The 17,012-nt window shown below is 71.1% G+C and carries 19 protein-coding genes; 10 read left to right on the top strand and 9 right to left on the bottom strand.

Features of this window, described 5'->3' with window-relative positions; genetic code table 11:
* On the bottom strand, positions 1–650 hold a 650-nt coding region (locus tag U4E84_RS13650), incomplete at its 3' end, for an SPFH domain-containing protein (RefSeq protein ID WP_322532658.1).
* 107 nt (positions 651–757) lie between these two features.
* Here U4E84_RS13650 and U4E84_RS13645 point away from each other — a divergent pair.
* A complete protein-coding gene (locus tag U4E84_RS13645) occupies positions 758–1,510 on the top strand; it encodes a protein sorting system archaetidylserine synthase (protein ID WP_322532657.1) in 753 nt (250 codons plus the stop codon).
* 92 nt (positions 1,511–1,602) lie between these two features.
* Here U4E84_RS13645 and psmB read toward each other — a convergent pair whose 3' ends face one another.
* Positions 1,603–2,334: an archaeal proteasome endopeptidase complex subunit beta gene (gene psmB, locus U4E84_RS13640; protein WP_322532656.1), complete on the bottom strand. Its 732-nt coding sequence runs from the start codon at positions 2,332–2,334 to the stop codon at positions 1,603–1,605.
* 172 nt (positions 2,335–2,506) lie between these two features.
* Positions 2,507–2,680, bottom strand: a complete 174-nt coding sequence (locus U4E84_RS13635; protein ID WP_322532655.1) for a hypothetical protein — start codon at positions 2,678–2,680, stop codon at positions 2,507–2,509.
* A 339-nt stretch (positions 2,681–3,019) separates the two neighbouring features.
* On the opposite strand from U4E84_RS13635, the gene U4E84_RS13630 reads away from it, so the two are divergent.
* Positions 3,020–3,703, top strand: a complete 684-nt coding sequence (locus U4E84_RS13630) for a uracil-DNA glycosylase family protein (protein WP_322532654.1) — start codon at positions 3,020–3,022, stop codon at positions 3,701–3,703.
* A gap of 375 nt (positions 3,704–4,078) precedes the next feature.
* Here the strand turns inward: U4E84_RS13630 and U4E84_RS13625 are convergent, their stop codons facing one another.
* The 4 genes from U4E84_RS13625 to U4E84_RS13610 all read right to left on the bottom strand — a co-directional run bounded on the left by U4E84_RS13625 (position 4,079) and on the right by U4E84_RS13610 (position 8,336).
* Positions 4,079–5,296, bottom strand: a complete 1,218-nt coding sequence (locus tag U4E84_RS13625) for an asparagine synthase-related protein (RefSeq protein ID WP_322532653.1) — start codon at positions 5,294–5,296, stop codon at positions 4,079–4,081.
* A 5-nt stretch (positions 5,297–5,301) separates the two neighbouring features.
* Complete coding sequence (locus U4E84_RS13620) at positions 5,302–5,985, bottom strand: PHP domain-containing protein (protein WP_322532652.1); 684 nt, start codon at positions 5,983–5,985, stop codon at positions 5,302–5,304.
* Positions 5,986–6,378: 393 nt separating this feature from the next.
* Positions 6,379–6,645 (bottom strand): hypothetical protein, encoded by a 267-nt coding sequence (locus U4E84_RS13615; protein ID WP_322532650.1) that lies wholly within the window; start codon positions 6,643–6,645, stop codon positions 6,379–6,381.
* The gene (locus tag U4E84_RS13610; protein ID WP_322532648.1) at positions 6,642–8,336 is read right to left on the bottom strand and encodes a Na+/H+ antiporter NhaC family protein; all 1,695 of its coding nucleotides are present in this window, start codon (positions 8,334–8,336) and stop codon (positions 6,642–6,644) included. The genes U4E84_RS13615 and U4E84_RS13610 overlap by 4 nt, the downstream gene beginning before the upstream one ends.
* A 356-nt stretch (positions 8,337–8,692) precedes the next feature.
* Here U4E84_RS13610 and U4E84_RS13605 point away from each other — a divergent pair, with 356 nt between their 5' ends.
* The 4 genes from U4E84_RS13605 to U4E84_RS13590 all read left to right on the top strand — a co-directional run bounded on the left by U4E84_RS13605 (position 8,693) and on the right by U4E84_RS13590 (position 11,460).
* On the top strand, positions 8,693–9,163 hold the full coding sequence (locus tag U4E84_RS13605; RefSeq protein ID WP_322532646.1) for a 30S ribosomal protein S15: 471 nt from the start codon (positions 8,693–8,695) through the stop codon (positions 9,161–9,163).
* A gap of 91 nt (positions 9,164–9,254) precedes the next feature.
* The gene (locus tag U4E84_RS13600) at positions 9,255–10,487 is read left to right on the top strand and encodes an exonuclease RecJ (protein ID WP_322532645.1); all 1,233 of its coding nucleotides are present in this window, start codon (positions 9,255–9,257) and stop codon (positions 10,485–10,487) included.
* Positions 10,484–10,816: a KEOPS complex subunit Pcc1 gene (locus tag U4E84_RS13595; RefSeq protein ID WP_322532644.1), complete on the top strand. Its 333-nt coding sequence runs from the start codon at positions 10,484–10,486 to the stop codon at positions 10,814–10,816. The genes U4E84_RS13600 and U4E84_RS13595 overlap by 4 nt, the downstream gene beginning before the upstream one ends.
* Entirely contained in the window at positions 10,813–11,460 is a 648-nt protein-coding gene (locus U4E84_RS13590) for a 30S ribosomal protein S3ae (protein ID WP_322532643.1), read from the top strand. The genes U4E84_RS13595 and U4E84_RS13590 overlap by 4 nt, the downstream gene beginning before the upstream one ends.
* 123 nt (positions 11,461–11,583) lie before the next feature.
* Here U4E84_RS13590 and U4E84_RS13585 read toward each other — a convergent pair whose 3' ends face one another.
* Positions 11,584–12,123: a GNAT family N-acetyltransferase gene (locus U4E84_RS13585; RefSeq protein WP_322532642.1), complete on the bottom strand. Its 540-nt coding sequence runs from the start codon at positions 12,121–12,123 to the stop codon at positions 11,584–11,586.
* A 113-nt stretch (positions 12,124–12,236) separates the two neighbouring features.
* Between U4E84_RS13585 and U4E84_RS13580 the strand changes: the two genes are divergently transcribed.
* Together U4E84_RS13580 and U4E84_RS13575 are read left to right on the top strand one after the other, a co-directional pair.
* Positions 12,237–12,515, top strand: coding sequence for a DNA-directed RNA polymerase subunit L (locus tag U4E84_RS13580; protein ID WP_322532641.1), 279 nt, complete (start codon positions 12,237–12,239; stop codon positions 12,513–12,515).
* A gap of 132 nt (positions 12,516–12,647) precedes the next feature.
* The gene (locus tag U4E84_RS13575; RefSeq protein ID WP_322532659.1) at positions 12,648–13,676 is read left to right on the top strand and encodes a glycosyltransferase family 4 protein; all 1,029 of its coding nucleotides are present in this window, start codon (positions 12,648–12,650) and stop codon (positions 13,674–13,676) included.
* A gap of 36 nt (positions 13,677–13,712) precedes the next feature.
* On the opposite strand, the gene U4E84_RS13570 is transcribed toward U4E84_RS13575, so the two are convergent.
* Positions 13,713–14,030, bottom strand: coding sequence for a hypothetical protein (locus tag U4E84_RS13570; protein ID WP_322532640.1), 318 nt, complete (start codon positions 14,028–14,030; stop codon positions 13,713–13,715).
* Positions 14,031–14,209: 179 nt separating this feature from the next.
* On the opposite strand from U4E84_RS13570, the gene U4E84_RS13565 reads away from it, so the two are divergent.
* Both U4E84_RS13565 and U4E84_RS13560 read left to right on the top strand, forming a co-directional pair.
* Positions 14,210–15,484 (top strand): Single-stranded DNA binding protein, encoded by a 1,275-nt coding sequence (locus U4E84_RS13565; RefSeq protein ID WP_322532639.1) that lies wholly within the window; start codon positions 14,210–14,212, stop codon positions 15,482–15,484.
* Positions 15,481–17,012: hypothetical protein (locus tag U4E84_RS13560; protein WP_322532638.1), on the top strand; the 1,532-nt coding region annotated here is incomplete at its 3' end. The genes U4E84_RS13565 and U4E84_RS13560, both read left to right, overlap by 4 nt.

Raw genomic sequence — 17,012 nt, 5'->3', positions numbered from 1 at the left:
TTCGACTGCTTGTCACCCTCCGCCTGCTCGACCGCCGAGCGGCGTTCCCCCTGCGCTTCGAGGATCATCGCCCGGCGGCGACGCTCCGCCGAGGTCTGCTGTTCCATCGCCTGCTGGACGTCCTTCGAGGGGTTCACCTCGCGGACCTCGACGCTCTCGACGCGGATCCCCCACTCGTCGGTCGGCTCGTCCAGCTCCTTGCGGATCTTCGCGTTGATCTCCTGGCGTTTGTTCAGCGTGTCGTCGAGCTCCATGTCGCCGAGCACCGCCCGGAGCGTGGTCTGTGCGAGGTTCGAGACGGCCTTCTTGTAGTCGTCCACCTCCAGGAACGCCTTCTTCGCGTCCATCACCTTGATGTAGACGACCGCGTCCGCCGTCACCGGCGAGTTGTCCCGCGTGATCGCCTCCTGACGGGGGACGTCGAGGGTCTGGGTCCGCATGTCGAACGCGTACGTCCGCGAGACGAACGGCGGGATGAGGTTGATACCGGGCTCCAGCAGCTTCCGGTACTCGCCGAACACCGTGAGCGCCTCCTTCTCGTAGGCGTCCACGATCTCGAACGACTGCCAGAGCGTGACGACCACCAGCAACAGAAAGAGCAGGCCGACGCTCACCAGGCCGAATCCGAGTTGGAGGGACAGTGGATCCATGCCACGGAGTTGGGGCATCGCGTTCTTAATACTTCGCCTGACGGGCCGGACCGCCGGCCGTCTCGCAGATAACAAACCCTAAAACCCGGCTCGGCGACCGATCCGGTATGCGTTTCCGGTTCGTCGGGCGCCTCGGGCTCGCCGACGCGGTGACGGTGGCGAACGCCGCGGTCGGATTCCTCGCCGTCGTCGCCGCGACCGTCGATCTCGAGACCGCCGCCCGGCTGGTGCTGCTCGCCGCCGTCGCCGACGGGCTCGACGGCGTCGTGGCCAGACACCGCGGCTCGACGGACGCCGGCCCGTACCTCGACTCGCTGGCCGACGTGGCCTCGTTCGGCGTCGCGCCCGCGGCGCTCGTGGCGGCCGTCGTCCTCGACGGGCGGACGTTCGCGAGCGACCCCGTCTTCGTCGGTATCGGCGTCGGCGTCGGGGCGCTGTTCGTCGCGATGGCGGTCGCCCGGCTCGGGATGTACACGGCCTACGACAGCGACGCACGCGAGACGGTTGGGGTGCCGACGACGCTGGCGGCGACGATCCTCGCCGCCGCGGTGATCGCCGGGTACACGGCGCCCGTCACGCTCGTCGCGGCGACCGCGGCGTTCGCGGTTCTCATGGGGACGACGGTCACGTACCCGGACCTCCACGCGCAGGACGCGCTCGTGATGGGCGTCGTGCAGGTCGCCGTCGTCCTCACGCCGATCGGGCACGCCGTCACGTCGCTGCTCCCGGCCTGGATCGGCGAGGGCTTCGCGTTCGCGCTGCTGTTCTTAGCGTGCGGCTACCTCCTCCTCGGACCGCGGTTCTACTGGGGAGACGGGATCCGGTCGCCGCGGAGCGACGCGGGAGAGCGGGGAGCCTGACTCTCGGCGGGGGCTGCCGAGCCGGTGGCTCGGAGAGGTGGATCGAGAACGGATCGAAAAGCGAGCCGTCGAAGCGGTCTCTGCGGCAGTCGTTACAACAGCTCGTCGAACGACTTGTGCCGGGTGATGTCGACGCCCTCGTCGGTGACGACGGCGACGTTGATCCCGTTCCCGGACGCGAGGTCGCGCTCGACGGCGGACTGGATCGCCTTCGCGGCGACGGTCTTCGCCTCGTCGACGGTGATCTCGTCGTGGTACTCCTGTTCGAGGACGCCCAGCGCGTACTGGGAGCCGGAGCCGGTGACAGTGTACTCCTCCTCGGTGGTGCCGCCGAGGGCGTCGATGGAGTAGATGTGCGCGCCCTCGTCGTCGACGCCGCCGAGGATCGGCTGGACGATGTAGAACGCGCCCGACCGGAGGAGGTTCCCGGTGAGCGTCGACAGCGCCTCCATGGACATGTCCTTGCCGCGGCGGGTCTCGTAGAGGCTCGTCTCGGCCTTGAGCGTCGAGATGAGGTTCTGGGCGGCCGAGACGGAGCCGGCGATGGTCAGCGCGCCCCGGGGGTGGATCTCCTCGACCTTCTGGACGTCCTTCGAGGAGACCATGCCGCCGAGGGAGGCGCGCATGTCCGTCGCCATCACGACGCCGTCTGCGGTCTTGATGCCGACGGTCGTGGTGCCGGTCTTCATCTCGCCCTCGCCGTCGGCCTGCGCCGCGCGGCGCTCGCTGTGTTCGAACTCGCCGAGCTCGGGTCCGAAGACGGGCTGGTCGCGGCCCAACTCGTCGGCCGGCCCCTCGGAGAGGTTTCCAGTCGGTGTTCGCATTACGCCGTCGTTGGCCCGGCGCGCTGATAAAGGCAACCCTTCGAGGCCCCTCCGCCGGTTCCGACGGGTCTATTCGTCGCGGGCGGATCGGGTCCGCCGTCGACGCCCCGTCTGGGGGCGGCGAGGCCGCTCACCGAGGGAAAGCGCGACGAGGTCGGGGTGAAAAGTGCGTCTACTCCTCGACGTTCTCGTACGCCTCGCCGGTCGTTTCCACGAGCCGGCCGATGGGGACGTTGATGCCGAGTTGCCTGCGGGCGAAGACGGCCACCGGGAACAGCGAGATACCGAGCGCGACGGTCGCCTGGTGGATCCCGAAGAGGGCCGCCGAACGGATGCGATCGAACATGGGTCTTCGGCCGACCGGAGCAGCGGGTTGTATAAATATCTTCCGTGCGGCGCGTTTCGGTTACCTCGACGCAGTCTTGCGGTTTGTGGTCGTTGATTAACGATCCTGAAATTTGATCGGCCGGCTGTCACGAACGGGATATCTCAGGCGGGGCGAACCCGGCTCGTTTCCATAAGTTATGCGAATTCACCGCGGCTCGTGCGCCTCGCATCTCTCCGTCCCGGCGGATGTGAGAGGGCGTGTCGAGAGGGACGCGAGCGCGACCGTGACGCGACCGGTGACGGACCGGTTCGCCGCGGACCGAACGGAATATATCCGGCGCGCCGCGTACGACGGCGTGTGCAGAACGTTACGGACCGGACGCGGAACCCGTTCGGGATGCGTCCGGACTGTCGGTCGTTCGTCCCCGGCTACGGCGACGCCAACGCCGACTTCCACGTGGTCGGCGACCACCCCGGCGTCCACGGCGGCGTCGAGACGGGCGTCCCGTTCACCGGCGAGCCGTGGTCTCCCGCGTTCCTCTCGGCGCTGATAGAGGCGGGACTGATCGCGGGGCTCGCCGACGGAACGGCGCCGGACGGAACGCCGACGGCGGGAACGGAGGACGAGGCGGCCGAGCCGGTTCGGACCGCCCGCACGTACTTTTCGTACCTCCACATGTGCGCGTCCGAAGGTACCCCTACCGAGGAGTCGTACGACGACATGGAGCGGTTCTTCGACGCCGAGCTCCGGGCGATCGCCGCGCACGTCCTGTTGCCGGTCGGCGCTCGCGCGACCAAGCACGTCCTTGAGCAGTACACCGCGCGAGCGTGGAAGACCGAGATAGACATGGAGGCGCTCCACGCGACGGAGATCCTCGGGTCCGGGTGGCTCGTCCTCCCCATAAAAGACCCCGTCGAGTGGGTCGAGGGGGACGGCGACCGCCTCGTCGAGGCGCTCTCGGAGCTGCAGTCGACCGATTTCCGTCGCGAGAGCGACCTCGGACGCTTCATTCCCGGCAGCGATCCGTACCTCGTCCGGTGAACGTTCCGAGCGAGGCTCGACCGCGGAACCCAACGCGCGTCGGCGCGCGATCGGATGCGCGTGGAGTTTCGTCCGAACTCGAGTCCGGTGATCGTCGATTCGGAGCGAAATACGGCGTTCGAATGAGCGATCGTCATCCAGACACGGATCGCTCCAGTCATATTTGTCACTACTCCCCGGATTTTATACCGGTCACCGACATTCGTCAATAGACGCCCGACCGATCGGGCGTCGGCCGTAGGACTGGTACTCCATACGGCGGCTTGGTCAGCAGCGGCCCACACGGGCCGTTTTTCGACGGTTCTCGCCACCGCAGAGCAGCCGCCGCGCCGGGACGCCGCGGCGATCCGCTCGCCGTCGGCAGACGGCGGCGACTCAGTCGGTCGTCAACAGGTCCGCGAGGTACTGTCCGACGTGGTCGTCCATCCGTCGCTTGAAATCGGCTCGCCGCGCGAGGCGGTCGAGCTCGCGTGAGACGTACGTCCCGTACTGGACCGCCTTCTTGTCGGCCGTCCGGACCGACTCCGGCACGAGACCCGCCGCCGCTCGGCGAAGCGCGACCTTCCGCTCGCCGTCGGCCGCGAGCAGTTCGCCCGGAAGCGCGAGCGCGGCCGCGACGATCCGGTCGTCGAGCAGCGGCGCGACCGGCTCGACCCCGGCCGCGCGGAGCGTGAGCACGTCGCGCTCGAGCTGGTCGGGGAGGGTTCGGACCGTCTCGGTGCGCGCCCCGCGCACGGTGTCGGCGTCGACGCGGGCGTCGTTCGCCGGGTCGGCGACCTTGCTGTACCCCCCGAACAGCTCGTCGGCGCCCTGTCCGACCGCGAGCCGGTCGATCCCGTCGGCCGCGGCCGCCTCCGCGACGAGGTACAGCGGCACCGCGATCGCCACGTCCATCGGATTCCGGCGTCCCGTCGCGGCGGCGACCTCGCGGACCGCGCGCAGGAGCACCTCGTGGGTGATCTCGACGACGTGCAGGTCCCGCCCCATCGCCGCGGCCGCCTCGCGCGCGGCCGAGACGTCGTGACAGCCCGCGAACCCGGCGACGTAACAGGGCGCGTCCGGGGCGCCGGCGGCGACGACCCCGGAGTCGACGCCGCCGGAAAAGGCGACCGCGGTCCGGTCGCCGCTCTCCGAGCCGCCCGCCTCGTCGAAGGCGTCGCGGAACGCGTCGCCGAGCGCGGCCCGGACCGCGGCGTCGACGGCCGCCTGCGCTGCCTCCGGGTCGTCGGGAGACCCGTCGGGGAGCGTCCAGACGCGCTCGACTCCGGCCCCGGAGGCGACGCTCCCGGCCGGAATCGGCGTCGGATCGTCGAGGACGGTCCGGTCGAACGCCCAGGCGTCCGGGTCGGTCGGGGCGCGGTCGGTCGCCGGGTCGGCGGCGTCGCGCTCGACGAACAGCGGCTCGCGCCCGAGGACGTCGCGGACGAGGACCGGCCCGTCGCGTCCGGGGGGATCGGCGAGGGACCCCGCGAAGCCGCGCCCACCGGGGAGGGGGTCGCCCTCGCGGAGGGCGACGCGGACGCGCTCGGGCGGCGCGCCGCGCAGGTCGGACGCGGAGGGGGCGTCCGAGGGAGCGTGCGAGGCGGGCGGCATCGCGGTCAGCGCAACCCGTCGAGCGCGCGGAGCGCGCGCCGCTTGGCGCCGCCGCCGAACTGGCGGAGGGAGATCCGCCACGGTGTTCGCTTCCCGACGACGCTGGTCCGGCCGTCGCGGATCGCGGAGAGGATGGCGTCCGCCGAGTGCTCACCGGCGCCGACCTCGGTCACCGCCTGGCCGACCATCTCGGAGATGTGCGCGTCGCTGCCGGCGGTCATCGGGAGCCCGTTCCGGATCGCGAACTTCTCCGCCTGGCGGTTCGAGCGTCCGGTGAACAGCCGGGAGTTGTACACCTCGATGGCGTCCGCGCTCGCTAGCTGTTCGGCGCTGATGTGAGCGGCGACGCCGTGGCGGGACTTCTGGAAGGGGTGGGGGATGACCGCGATCCCGCCCTGGTCGCGGATTCGGTCGAGCGTCTCGTCGAAGGGAAGCCCGCTCTCGACGCGCTCGTCGATGCCGAACGCGAGGACGTGACCGACCGCGCACGTCACCTCCATGCCGACGATGCCGACGAGCCCGTAGTCGGGGGCCCTCTCGGCCGCCTCGATGCTGGCGTCGATCTCGTCGTGGTCCGTGATGGCGAGCGCGTCCAGCCCGACCGCCGCCGCCTGCTCCAAGAGCAGGTCGACCGGGTCGCGCCCGTCGTAGGACAGCGCGGAGTGCGCGTGGAGCTCGACCGATAGCACGCGCTGTCTTTCGAGACTCGCTTTAAAAAGCGTCCCGGTCCGCGGGCGGTCCGTTCCGACTGCCGGACGCGAGTTCGCCGGCGGCGACGCGATGTCACGGAGCGGGGTGCGGCGGCGCGCCTCCGAGCGCCCGGTGGGCGCGAGGAGCCCGCGAGGGAGGCGGCGGCCCGGCGCGGCTCCGCCCGCGCCGGCCCGTGCGCCGAGGCTGGGGAGGCGCGAGGCGCCGCGCGGTCGCCGTGGGTCGGGCGGGATTCGAACGGACGGCCGCAAAGCCGCCGGCGACCGGGGGCTTCGGAGGCGTTCAGCGACGGTCCTTCCTGAGTCGTTGACGGCGCAGAACCGAACGAACCGGGGGCCACGAAACGGCGTCGACGATGCGCTCGCGTCGACCGATCAGAACGCGCTCTCGCCGACCGTCTCGCGGTAGGCTCCGGTGCCGCGGTGGGCCGTCTCGTCCCACGTCTCGACCGCGACGAGGACGCGGGTGTTCACGGCGTCGTCTGGGGCGCCCTCGATCCGGAGCGTCGAGTCGCCGATGCGGGCGACCGCCGTCTCGCCCTCGCGGTCGGTCACCATCACCTCGATCACCTCGCCCGACTCGTACGCCGGCGTCGAGTCCCGGAACGACCAGCCGGCGAGGAACTTCGTGAGGACGCTCATGCGCGCGACACCTCCTCGGAGACGCGGTCGGGGATGTACTCCCGCCCGAACCCGGTGAGCGCGGCGAGCAGGAAGACGATCACGAGGAACCACCCGTGGAACACGTACGGGACCACGTCGATCGGGTTGACGACCATCTCCGGGCCGTACTCAGCGCCGAGGCCGTCGGGGCCGACCATCACCTGGTACCCGACGAGGACGCCGCCGGCCCACGGGAAGATGTAGCCGAGGGCCGACGTGTTGGCGTCGAGGATGTTCGCCCGCCGGTAGCCGTTGATGTTGAACTTCTCGCCGAGCCGCGCGATGTACGGCGCGATCGCGATCTCGGCGGCGGTGTTGATCGTGATCATCCCGTTGATGGCCGCGGTGCCGAGCACCATCGTCACCTCGGCGCGGCGGACGGTCGTCGCGACCGAGTCCAACAGGAACTCCAGGATCGCCTCGAACCCACCGCCGCGGATCATGATCTGCGCCATCGACACGATCAGCAGGGTCAACACGATGAGCGGGAAGAAGCCGATCGCGCCGTCGTAGAGGCTCCCGCCCACGGCCGCGGCGTCGCCCATCTCGACGAACGGGAGCGCGGTCGCGGGGGTGGCGTCGGTCGTCGTGAACACCAGGATGTCGGCGACCGACGAGAGGCCGAACGCGAGGTTGAACGCGACCGCGACGATCAGCCCCCACGAGATCGCCTCGACGATGTGCCGCCCCGCGACCGCCGTCGCGATGACGACGCCCATCGAGATCAGGTGCAGCAGTCCGGGCGCCGTCGCCGACTCCCGAAGGGCGGCCGCGCCCTCCAGGCTCGCCCCGGAGAGGATGGAGCCGAAGACCAGGTACGCGATGAACGCCGGCACGGCCGCGATGAGCGCGTACTTGAACCGCGACGCGACGACGCCGCCGATGTCGGCGTCCTGCGTCACCGCGCTCACGATCGTCGTGTCGCTCACCGGAGCGAGGTTGTCGCCGAACACGGCTCCCGAGAGGATCGCCGCGAACAGCAGCGTCGGGTTCGCGCCGAGGAGCACGCCGGCCGGGAAGAACAGCGTCACGAACGCGACGGTCGCGCCGTACCCCGTCCCGATCCCGGTCGCGAGCAGGCCGCAGAGGACGAACGCGGCCGCGGGGAACGTTGTCGCGCCGACGTTCAGAGCGTCGGCGGCGAAGATGAGCCCCTCGACGAAGCCGCCGACCTGCAGCGTCTCGGCGAACATCCCGGCCCACAGCCACGCCACGATCGCGGTCGCGGCGACGCGCTGGGTCATCCCCTCGAAGATGGTGTCCGCGTACGCCTTCCAGTCGCCGCGCACGAGGAACATCCCGAGGATCGTCCCGACGAGCGCGCCGATCACGAGCCCGTTCGTGTCGCCGATGCCGAGGACGCCGCTCTGGACGATCGCCCAGAGGATGAAGAAGCCGATAGGCACCGTGCTCGCCCACTTGCCGCCGTAGAAGCTGATCCGAGGCCCGTCAGTCGACGCAGAGTCCTCCTCGAATCCGCCGTCGGCGACGGGCACCGGATCGTCGGCCGATCCGCGGTTGCTCGCCGGCGGCGCGCGGTCGGGCGGCGCACGGTCGGGCGGCGCACCCCCCGACGGGGGGCCGTCTGGGGGCACCGAGTCGCCGTCGGTTGGGTCTGCCGAGTCGCCGTCGGTTCGATCCGCCGAATCGTCGTCGCGGTGGCCGGTCATGCGTTTCTCCTACGCGCTTGGTGAGAGAGGATCCACCTAAACCCTCGTTTCTTCCGGCGTCCGTCCAACGGTCGATCGGTTCGGTCCGATCGCGCCGCGAGCCACAAGAACACGCTTAAGAACCCCGGCGGCGACGTCACGAACGGGAACAGCACAGCTGCAGATCCGACGCGCCGGGGCCTCTTCGCCCGCGGCTTGGGAATGTAGCAGTGCACCGACGCCTCCGGCGTCGCGGCCCGGGTCGACCCGCTCGCGCGGACCGGCCCGTCGGGACCGCTCGCACCGGCGAGCCGCCCGTCAGCCGCGTCGCGCGGAGTCGCGGTCACGTTGTGGTTGTGCCGTTCCAACTTCAGACAATGGCACGAATGCACACGCGCCGTCGCGGTTCGTCCGGTTCAGACAAGCCGGCGACGGACGAGAACCCGGAGTGGAGCGACGTCGACGCCGAGGACATCGAGTCCCGCGTCGTCGAACTGGCGGAGCAGGGCCACGACCCCAGCGTCATCGGCCTCAAGCTCCGTGACGAGGGCGTCAAGGGCGTTCCGGTGCCCGACGTCAAGCTGGCGACCGACAAGAAGGTCACCGAGATCCTCGCGGAGCACGACGCCGACTCGGAGTACCCCGAGGACCTCCGCAACCTGATGGAACGCGCCGTCCGCCTCCGCGAGCACATGGCGGAGAACGGCCAGGACCACCAGAACAAGCGCGCGCTCCAGAACACGGAGTCGAAGATCCGCCGCCTCGCGAACTACTACCGCGGCGACGAGATCGACGAGGAGTTCACGTACACCTACGAGCTCGCCGCCGAGCTGGTCGGCGACGAGTAAGCTTCCGCGAGACCGACGAACCGACTGTAACCGAAGACGCGCGACGCACTGAACGCACGACGAAACCGCCCACGACCGCACCGCACAACCCATGACCGAAGCGACGTCCACCACGCCCGCCCCAAACGTCCTCGCCGACGTCCTCGTCGACGCGCCATTCGTCCGGCTCGTCGCGACCGACGACGGCGACGCGCTGGCAGCCGCGGGGCTGCTCGCCCGGGCGCTGCGAGCCGTCGGCACGCCGTTCCAGGTCCGTGTCTCCGTCGACCCGATCCCCGACGACGCCGGCGACGGCGTCGCGGTGACCGTCGGCGCGGACCGCGGACCGCACGCGATTCCCGGTACCGGACACCCGGCGAGCGCGGACGCGTTCGCGGTCGCTCGCGCGCTCATCGTCGAGCCGGACCCCGTCGTCGCCCTCGCGGGCGTCGTCGCGGCCGGCTCCGTCCCCGGAACGGACGGCTCGGGCGACGCGCTCGACGCCGCCGAGTCGTCGGGCCGCGTCCGCCGACGGCCCGGCGTCGCGATTCCGACCGCGGACCTCGCGGACGGCCTCGCGGCCTCGACGCTCGTCCGGACGCCGTACTCCGGCGACCCCGAGGCCGCGCGCGTCGCGCTCGCGGAACTCGGGCTTCCCGCCGACCTCGACGCCGACGCCCACCGACGCCTCGCGTCGCTGGTCGCCGTCGACGTCGCGGACGCGGACGGGGCGAGCGCGCGAGCGGCCACCGCGGTCGAGCGCGCGCTTCGCCCCTACGCGACCGACGGGGACGCGGCGCCGTTCGAGACGGTCGGCGGCTACGCCGACGTCCTGGACGCGCTCGCCCGCGAGGCCCCCGGCACGGGGGTCGCGCTGGCGCTCGATTCCGACCCGAGCGCCGACCTCTGGACCGCGGCGCTCGACGCGTGGCGGTCGCACGGACTGGCGGCGCACCGCGCGCTCGACTCGGCGACGACCGGCCGGTACGACGGCTGCGTCGTCGTCCGCGTCGACCTCGCGGGAGAAGAGGGAGGCTCCGGACACGGAGTCGCCGCGCGCGACGCGGCCGCCGTTCTCCCGACCGTCGCCCGGCTCGCACACGACTTCCGGTCGCCCGAGCCGGTCGCGGTCGCGGTCGACGAGTCGGCCGGTCGGCTGGCCGCCGCCGCGAGCGAACCGATCGGGCTCGGCGACGCCTGCCGGTCGGTCGCGGCCGAGTTCGGCGGCGACGGCTGGGGCGTCGCCGAGCGCGGCGGACTCGCGGTCGGCGCGAGCGGAGACAGACACGGGAGCGAGACCGACGACATCACGGGTGCGCTCGCCGCACTCAGGGAGGCGCTATGAGCGGGGACGAGCCGCGGACCGACGCCGGCGCGTCCGGTGACGGAGCGACCCGGACGGCGACCGTCCGGACGACCCACGCCGACGCCGCCCTCGTCGCGGCCGCGCTCGCCCCGGACGAGACCGACTCGATGGCCACTCGCGTCGACGGTGACGCGATCGAGTGCGCGATCGAGCGACCGACGACCGGCGGGCTACAGTCGACCGTGGACGACCACGTCGTGAACCTGCGCGTCGCAGATCGAATCGTCGATCGCGCGAGGACGCACCTCGCGGCCGACGACGGAGCGCGCCGCTCCGACACCAACGGCGACACAGACACCAACACATGAGCGAACGATCCGTATCCAAGAGCAGAGAACAGAAGCGCTGGTACACCGTACTGGCGCCCGAACAGTTCGACCGACAGGAGCTCGGCGAGACGCTCGCCGAGGAGCCCGACCAGGTCGTCGGCCGCACGATCACGACGACGCTGGGCGAGCTCACCGGCGACTCCGGCGCGAACAACACGAAGCTGACGTTCAAGATCAGCGACGTCGGCAGCGACACGGCCTACACCGAGTTCATCAAGTACGAGCTCACGCGCGATTACCTGCGCTCGCTCGTCCGCCGCGGCGCCTCGAAGGTCGAGGCGTCGATCACGGTGCTGACGACGGACGACTACCGCGTCCGCATCCAGCCCGTCGCGCTGACGACGAAGAAGGCCGACCGCTCCCAGGAGAAGGCGATCCGCCGCGTCATGATCGACAAGGTCCACGCGGCCGCCGAGGAGCGCACCTTCGAGGCGTTCGTCGACGCGGTCGTCGAGGGGAACCTCTCGTCGGCCATCTACGGCGAGGCGAAGCTGATCTACCCGCTGCGCCGCGTCGAAGTCCAGAAGCTGACCCTCGAAGCGCGCCCGTCCGAGGTCGCCGCCGAGGAGGAGGCCGCTGTCGACGTCGACGCCGACGACGTCGCGGTCGACACCGACGAGTAACGCGTCTCCGAGCGCGCCCGCAGTTTTCGCGTTTATCCGTCACGGAGCGGCGCCGCCGTCGCGGGACGTCGGGGACGAGATCGGATGCGGTGACCTCGGTATAAACGGCAGATACGCGGTCACTCACTCCACCGAGCGCGTCAACTGCTCGCGGTACGGCTCGAACCCCTGTGTCTCGTAGAAGGCCATCGCTCGCCCGTTATCGACGTCGACGTCGAGCCGGAGTTCGCCGCAGTCCTGCTCGCGGGCGTCGGCGACGGCGCGCTCCATCAGGCGGTCGGCGAGTCCGGTGCCGCGGTACGGCGCCGCCACGTAGAGCTCGCCGACCACGAGCCGATTCGGCCGATCGAACGGGTCGGGGCACTCGTCGACGCTCGTCAACAGCAGGCCCGTCAGTTCGAGGTCGGGGTGCGTGACGGGCGCGGTCGCGGGGTCGGCTTCGGTGCCGGCGACGGCCCCCACTGCCACCCACCCGCGGTTCCCGTCCCGTTCGAGCCGGTTCCGCGTGAACTCGACGTTGCGCTCGACGAACCGATCGTCCGGCCAGTCCGTCAGCGCGTGCGCGTCGACCCGCTCGGCGAGTTCGCGGTGATAGGGGAGCCACAGCTCGGCCGCGTAGCGGCGGAGGGCGCCGTCGTCGGTCGGGAGCTCTCGGATCTCCATGCCCGTGGTGGGCCCGGATCGCTTAAAAGAGTCGGCGTGGTGTGCGGGTCGTCCGCATCCGCCGAGATCCGGGAGACGAAAGCTTGAAACGCCGCTCGCCCGACCTCACGGACATGGAACTGCGGGTCATCGAGAAGACCGACACGGAACTCCGCATCGAGATCGCCGGCGAGGACCACACGTTCATGAACGTGCTGAAGGGCGTCCTCCTGGAGACGGACGGGGTCGCGGCCGCGACCTACGACATGAACCCCGAGCAGTCCGGCGGCCAGACCGAACCGGTGCTGACGGTGAAGTCCGACTCCGACGACCCGCTCGACCTGCTCGCCGACGCCGCCGGGGCGATCACCGACCGAACGGGCGCGCTTCGCGACGCCGTGCAGGCGGCCTGAACGCGACGGGGCGGGACCGTCGGCCGTCTTTTTATACGCTTCCGCCGCTCTGCCAGCCGCCCGGCCGGCCGGACGAGGGGCATATCTAAGTGCCGACTCCAGAAACTGGGAACCATGCCACCGAGCGTACTCATGCTGGGATGGGGGTACCCGCCGAACATCACGGGCGGACTCGACGTCCACGTCGGCGAACTGTTCTCGGGACTCCGCGACGATCTCGGGGTGGAGGCCACCCTCGTGCTGCCCGCGGAGTTCGCCCCGGACGACGAGCCGGGACTCGAGCCCGTAGAGACGGGCGAGGGCGACGTCGCCGCCCGCGTCGAGCGGCTCAGCGACCGGTTCGCGGAGCTCGCGCCCGACCACGACGTGATCCACACCCACGACTGGTTCGGCTACGCGCCCGGACGGAAGGCCGCACGCGCCTCGGACGCCACGTGGGTGTCGTCGTTCCACTCGCTGGCGAGCGACCGCAACATCGACCCGCCCAAGCGCGAGGTCGAGACGGAGCGCCGGCTCGCGAACGCCGCCGACACGAACATCGCCGTCAGCGAGATCGTCCGCGAAGACATCAGGGAGCTGTACGACGCCGACTCCCGAGTCGTGTACAACGGCTTCTCGACGCCGGAGTTCTCCGGGAAGGACGTCCGCGCGGACCTCGGCATCGAGGGCGAGATGCTGTTTTTCGTCGGGCGACACACCGACCAGAAGGGGATCTCGCACCTGCTGTACGCGATGAAGAAGCTCCGCGGTCGCGACGTCACCCTCGTCGTCGGGGGGTCGGGTCACCAGACCGAACAGCTGAAGCGCTTCGCCGAGCTGCTCGGCATCGACGAGCGCGTCGAGTTCGTCGGCTACGTCCCCGAGGCGGAGCTCGGCGACTACTACGCCGCCTCGGACGCGTTCGTCTCGCCCTCCTACGCGGAGCCGTTCGGGATCACGATCACGGAGGCGCTGGAGGCGGGGACGCAGGTCGTCGCGACGCGGTCGGGCGTCGCCGAGGTCCTCCCCGAGAACTGCCTCGTAGAGGTCGAGACGGACTCGGAGTCGATCGTCGAGGGGCTCATCGAGGCGCTCGACCGCGAGGGGCTCCCGGAGTACGAGCGCCGCGAGTGGCTGGACGTGGCGAGGGACACGCTGGCGGTGTACGAGGACGTGGCGTAGGGCGCCCCGAACTCGGTTCTCGATCTCTCTTCCCGCCTACTCGTCGCCGCGGTACACGTCGAATTCGGTCGCCGCCTCGGGGTGGGTGATCCGGAACCCGTCGCCAGTCTCGATCACGCCGCGAGTGCTCCCGGTCTCGCCGCCGTACGGGCTCTCCTCGCCGTCGATCCCGCTCCCCCCCTGATACGGCGAGGTGTACGGCGACGCCGACACCGGCTCGTCGAACCGCTCGGGCGGGAGGTAGATCCGCTCGCCGCCCCCGGACCGGACGACGACGGCGACGTCGCGGGTCCCGGTCACGTCGATGACGGTTCGCTCTTGCGCGACGCGCGCGTCGATGTCGATCTCGTCCATGCTCCACGGTGCGAACGGGGATGATTTAGGCCTACCGGCCGTCGTCGGGCCGGCGGCCGTCGTTTGGCCCTCGTCGGACTATCGGCCGACCCGGCCGGTCGTGGCCCCGAGCGGGGTCCGCCACCGGATCAGTTCCCCGTGGTGAACCCTTTTGTGCGGTCGCGTCGAAGCCCGAACCGATGGACGTCAACAGCCATGCCGAGGAGCTCGCCTCCGACCTCGGCGTCGACAAAGAGGAGGTCAAAGCCGACCTGGAGAACTTACTGGAGTACAGCGTCCCGATCGACGAGGCGAAACAGAGCGTTCGCCGGAAGCACGGCGGCGGAGGCGGCGGCTCGACGCCGACCCCCGACCCGGTCGACGTGGGCGAGATCACCACCGACCACGACGGCGTGACGGTCACCGTCCGCGTGCTCACGCAGGGGACCCGCACGATCCGGTACCAGGGCGACGACCTCACGATCCGCGAGGGGGAGGTCGCCGACGAGACGGGCGTCATCTCCTACACCGCCTGGCAGGACTTCGGGTTCGAGCCCGGCGACTCGCTGACGATCGGCAACGCCGGCGTCCGGGAGTGGGAGGGCGCGCCGGAGCTCAACCTCAACGACTCCACTACCGTCGCCATCGCGGACGAGGAGGTCGAGGTCGACCGCGAGGTCGGCGGCGACCGGAACCTCGTCGACATCGCCGCCGGCGACCGGGGGCGCAACGTCGAGGTCCGCGTGCTGGAGGTCGACGAGAAGACGATCTCCGGACGGGACGGCGAGACGGAGATCGTAGAGGGCGTCGTCGGCGACGCGACCGCGAAGCTCCCGTTCACCGACTGGCAGCCGCGCCCCGAGCTGGAGCCGGGCGCGGACCTCCGGATCGAGGACGTGTACGTCCGCGAGTTCCGCGGCGTCCCCTCGATCAACCTGACCGAGTTCTCGACGGTCACTCCCCTCCCCGACCCCGTCGAGGTCGCGGAGGACGCCCCCCGACTCTCGATCGGCGAGGCGGTCGCCTCCGGCGGGATGTTCGACGTCGAGGTCGTCGGTAACGTCCTCGAGATCCGGGACGGCTCCGGGCTCATCGAGCGCTGTCCGGAGTGCGGTCGCGTGGTCCAGAACGGTCAGTGCCGGAGCCACGGCGACGTCGACGGTGAGGACGACCTCCGCGTGAAGGCGATCGTCGACGACGGCACCGACACCGTCACCGTCGTGCTGGACGACGAACTGACCGCCGAGGTGTACGGCGGCGGGCTCGACGCCGCCCTCGACGCGGCGAAGGACGCGATGGACAAGGGGGTGGTGGCCGACGCCATCGCCGACTCGCTGGTCGGACGCGCGTACCGCGTCCGCGGGAACCTCTCCGTCGACGACTACGGCGCCAACCTCGACGCGAGCGAGTTCGAGCTCGCGGACGACGACCCGGCGGACGCCGCCCGCGCCGCGCTCGCGGAGGTGGGCGAATGAGCGACGACGGCCCGGGCGCCCGCGAGGTCGCCCACCGGGTGTTCGCCGCCGAGTTCGACGACGCCTCGCTCTCGTACTCCGAGAGCGACGAGGAGCGCGCCCCGAACTACGTGGTGACGCCCACGGGGGCGCGCGTGAACCGGCTGTTCGTCGCGGGCGTGCTCACCGAGGTCGAGCGCGTCAACGACGAGACGCGCCGGGGGCGAGTCGTCGACCCGTCGGGCGCGTTCGTCACGTACGCCGGCCAGTACCAGCCCGAGGCACAGGCGTTCTTGGAGCGCGCCGACCCGCCGTCGTTCGTCGCGCTGACGGGGAAGGCGCGCACCTTCGAGCCGGAGGACTCGGACCGCGTGTTCACCTCGGTCCGGCCCGAGAGCCTCAACGAGGTCGACGCCGACACCCGCGACCGCTGGGTCGTCTCCGCCGCGGAGGCGACGCTCGACCGGCTCGCCGTCTTCGCGGCGGCCCTCGACTCGGAGCTCCGGGGCGAGGAGCTCCGCGCCGCCCTCGAATCGGGCGGCGCGCCCGCGTCGCTGGCGGCCGGGATCCCGAAGGCGATCGCCCACTACGACACCTCGACGGCCTACGTCGAGGCGGTCCGGCGGCTCGCCGTCGACGCCTTGGAGCTGATCGCCGGCGACCGCGACGAGGTGCGCGTCCCCGAGTTCGCTCCCGACGCCGGCGGCGACGCGGCGATCGGCGCGCTTCCGGAGACCGACGTGACGGTCGAGGCGCCGACCGGAGCGGCGGCGCCGGTGGAGGGCGCCGAAGCGGTCGCCGACGCAGGGTCAGAGGCGACCGCCGACGCCGAGACTGAAACGACCGCCGAGAGCGACGGAAGTGAGACGGCTGAGAGCGCCGAGACTGAAGCGACCGCCGAGACCGCCGCGACCGATGACACAGCCGCGGAGTCCACCGCCGCGACCGATGACACAGCCGCGGAGTCCACCGCCGCGACCGACGAAGCGGGTGGGCTCGGCGACTTCGAGACCGGCGGCGACCTCGACGGCGAAGAGACGCTCGACGACGACGAAACCGACGAAACCGACGATACAGCGGCCTCGGCTGACCCCGCGGGCGACGAGCTGTACGAGCTCGACGACGAGGAGCGCGAGGAGATCGAGTCCGAGTTCGGCACCGACTTCGCGACCGGGACCGAGGTCGACGAGCCCGGCGAGGCCGACATCGACGTGCCGGACCCGGAGGGGCTCGCCGAGGAGGTCGACGACCCCGCCGCGGTTGGGGACGACGCGGCCGTGCCCGGCGCCGAAAGCGACGAGGCCGACGCGGCCGACCCCACGACCGATGACGACGGCGAGGCCGAGACGGATACCGACGGAGACGCCGCCGCCGGGGCGGACGACGTCGACCTCGAAGAGGCAGCGGTCGCGGCGATGACCGACCTCGACGACGGCGACGGGGCGCCCCGCGAGGCGGTCGTCGAGCGCGTCGCCGACGAGCACGGCGTCGAGCCGAGCGCGGTCGGGGACGCCATCCAGGACGCGCTGATGAGCGGGCAGTGCTACGA

The organism is Halorubrum sp. AD140 (assembly GCF_034497445.1).
Taxonomy (GTDB): domain Archaea; phylum Halobacteriota; class Halobacteria; order Halobacteriales; family Haloferacaceae; genus Halorubrum.
Note: the sequence above shows the minus strand (reverse complement) of the source record. Positions and strands in the feature narration are given on the sequence as shown.

Coding starts and splice junctions, on each gene's coding strand:
- U4E84_RS13645 (WP_322532657.1), top strand. CDS start 758: ATGCGTTTCCGGTTCGTCGGGCGCCTCGGGCTCGCCGACGCGGTGACG.
- psmB (WP_322532656.1), bottom strand. CDS start 2,334: ATGCGAACACCGACTGGAAACCTCTCCGAGGGGCCGGCCGACGAGTTG.
- U4E84_RS13635 (WP_322532655.1), bottom strand. CDS start 2,680: ATGTTCGATCGCATCCGTTCGGCGGCCCTCTTCGGGATCCACCAGGCG.
- U4E84_RS13625 (WP_322532653.1), bottom strand. CDS start 5,296: ATGCCGCCCGCCTCGCACGCTCCCTCGGACGCCCCCTCCGCGTCCGAC.
- U4E84_RS13615 (WP_322532650.1), bottom strand. CDS start 6,645: ATGAGCGTCCTCACGAAGTTCCTCGCCGGCTGGTCGTTCCGGGACTCG.
- U4E84_RS13610 (WP_322532648.1), bottom strand. CDS start 8,336: ATGACCGGCCACCGCGACGACGATTCGGCGGATCGAACCGACGGCGAC.
- U4E84_RS13605 (WP_322532646.1), top strand. CDS start 8,693: ATGGCACGAATGCACACGCGCCGTCGCGGTTCGTCCGGTTCAGACAAG.
- U4E84_RS13600 (WP_322532645.1), top strand. CDS start 9,255: ATGACCGAAGCGACGTCCACCACGCCCGCCCCAAACGTCCTCGCCGAC.
- U4E84_RS13595 (WP_322532644.1), top strand. CDS start 10,484: ATGAGCGGGGACGAGCCGCGGACCGACGCCGGCGCGTCCGGTGACGGA.
- U4E84_RS13590 (WP_322532643.1), top strand. CDS start 10,813: ATGAGCGAACGATCCGTATCCAAGAGCAGAGAACAGAAGCGCTGGTAC.
- U4E84_RS13585 (WP_322532642.1), bottom strand. CDS start 12,123: ATGGAGATCCGAGAGCTCCCGACCGACGACGGCGCCCTCCGCCGCTAC.
- U4E84_RS13580 (WP_322532641.1), top strand. CDS start 12,237: ATGGAACTGCGGGTCATCGAGAAGACCGACACGGAACTCCGCATCGAG.
- U4E84_RS13575 (WP_322532659.1), top strand. CDS start 12,648: ATGCTGGGATGGGGGTACCCGCCGAACATCACGGGCGGACTCGACGTC.
- U4E84_RS13570 (WP_322532640.1), bottom strand. CDS start 14,030: ATGGACGAGATCGACATCGACGCGCGCGTCGCGCAAGAGCGAACCGTC.
- U4E84_RS13565 (WP_322532639.1), top strand. CDS start 14,210: ATGGACGTCAACAGCCATGCCGAGGAGCTCGCCTCCGACCTCGGCGTC.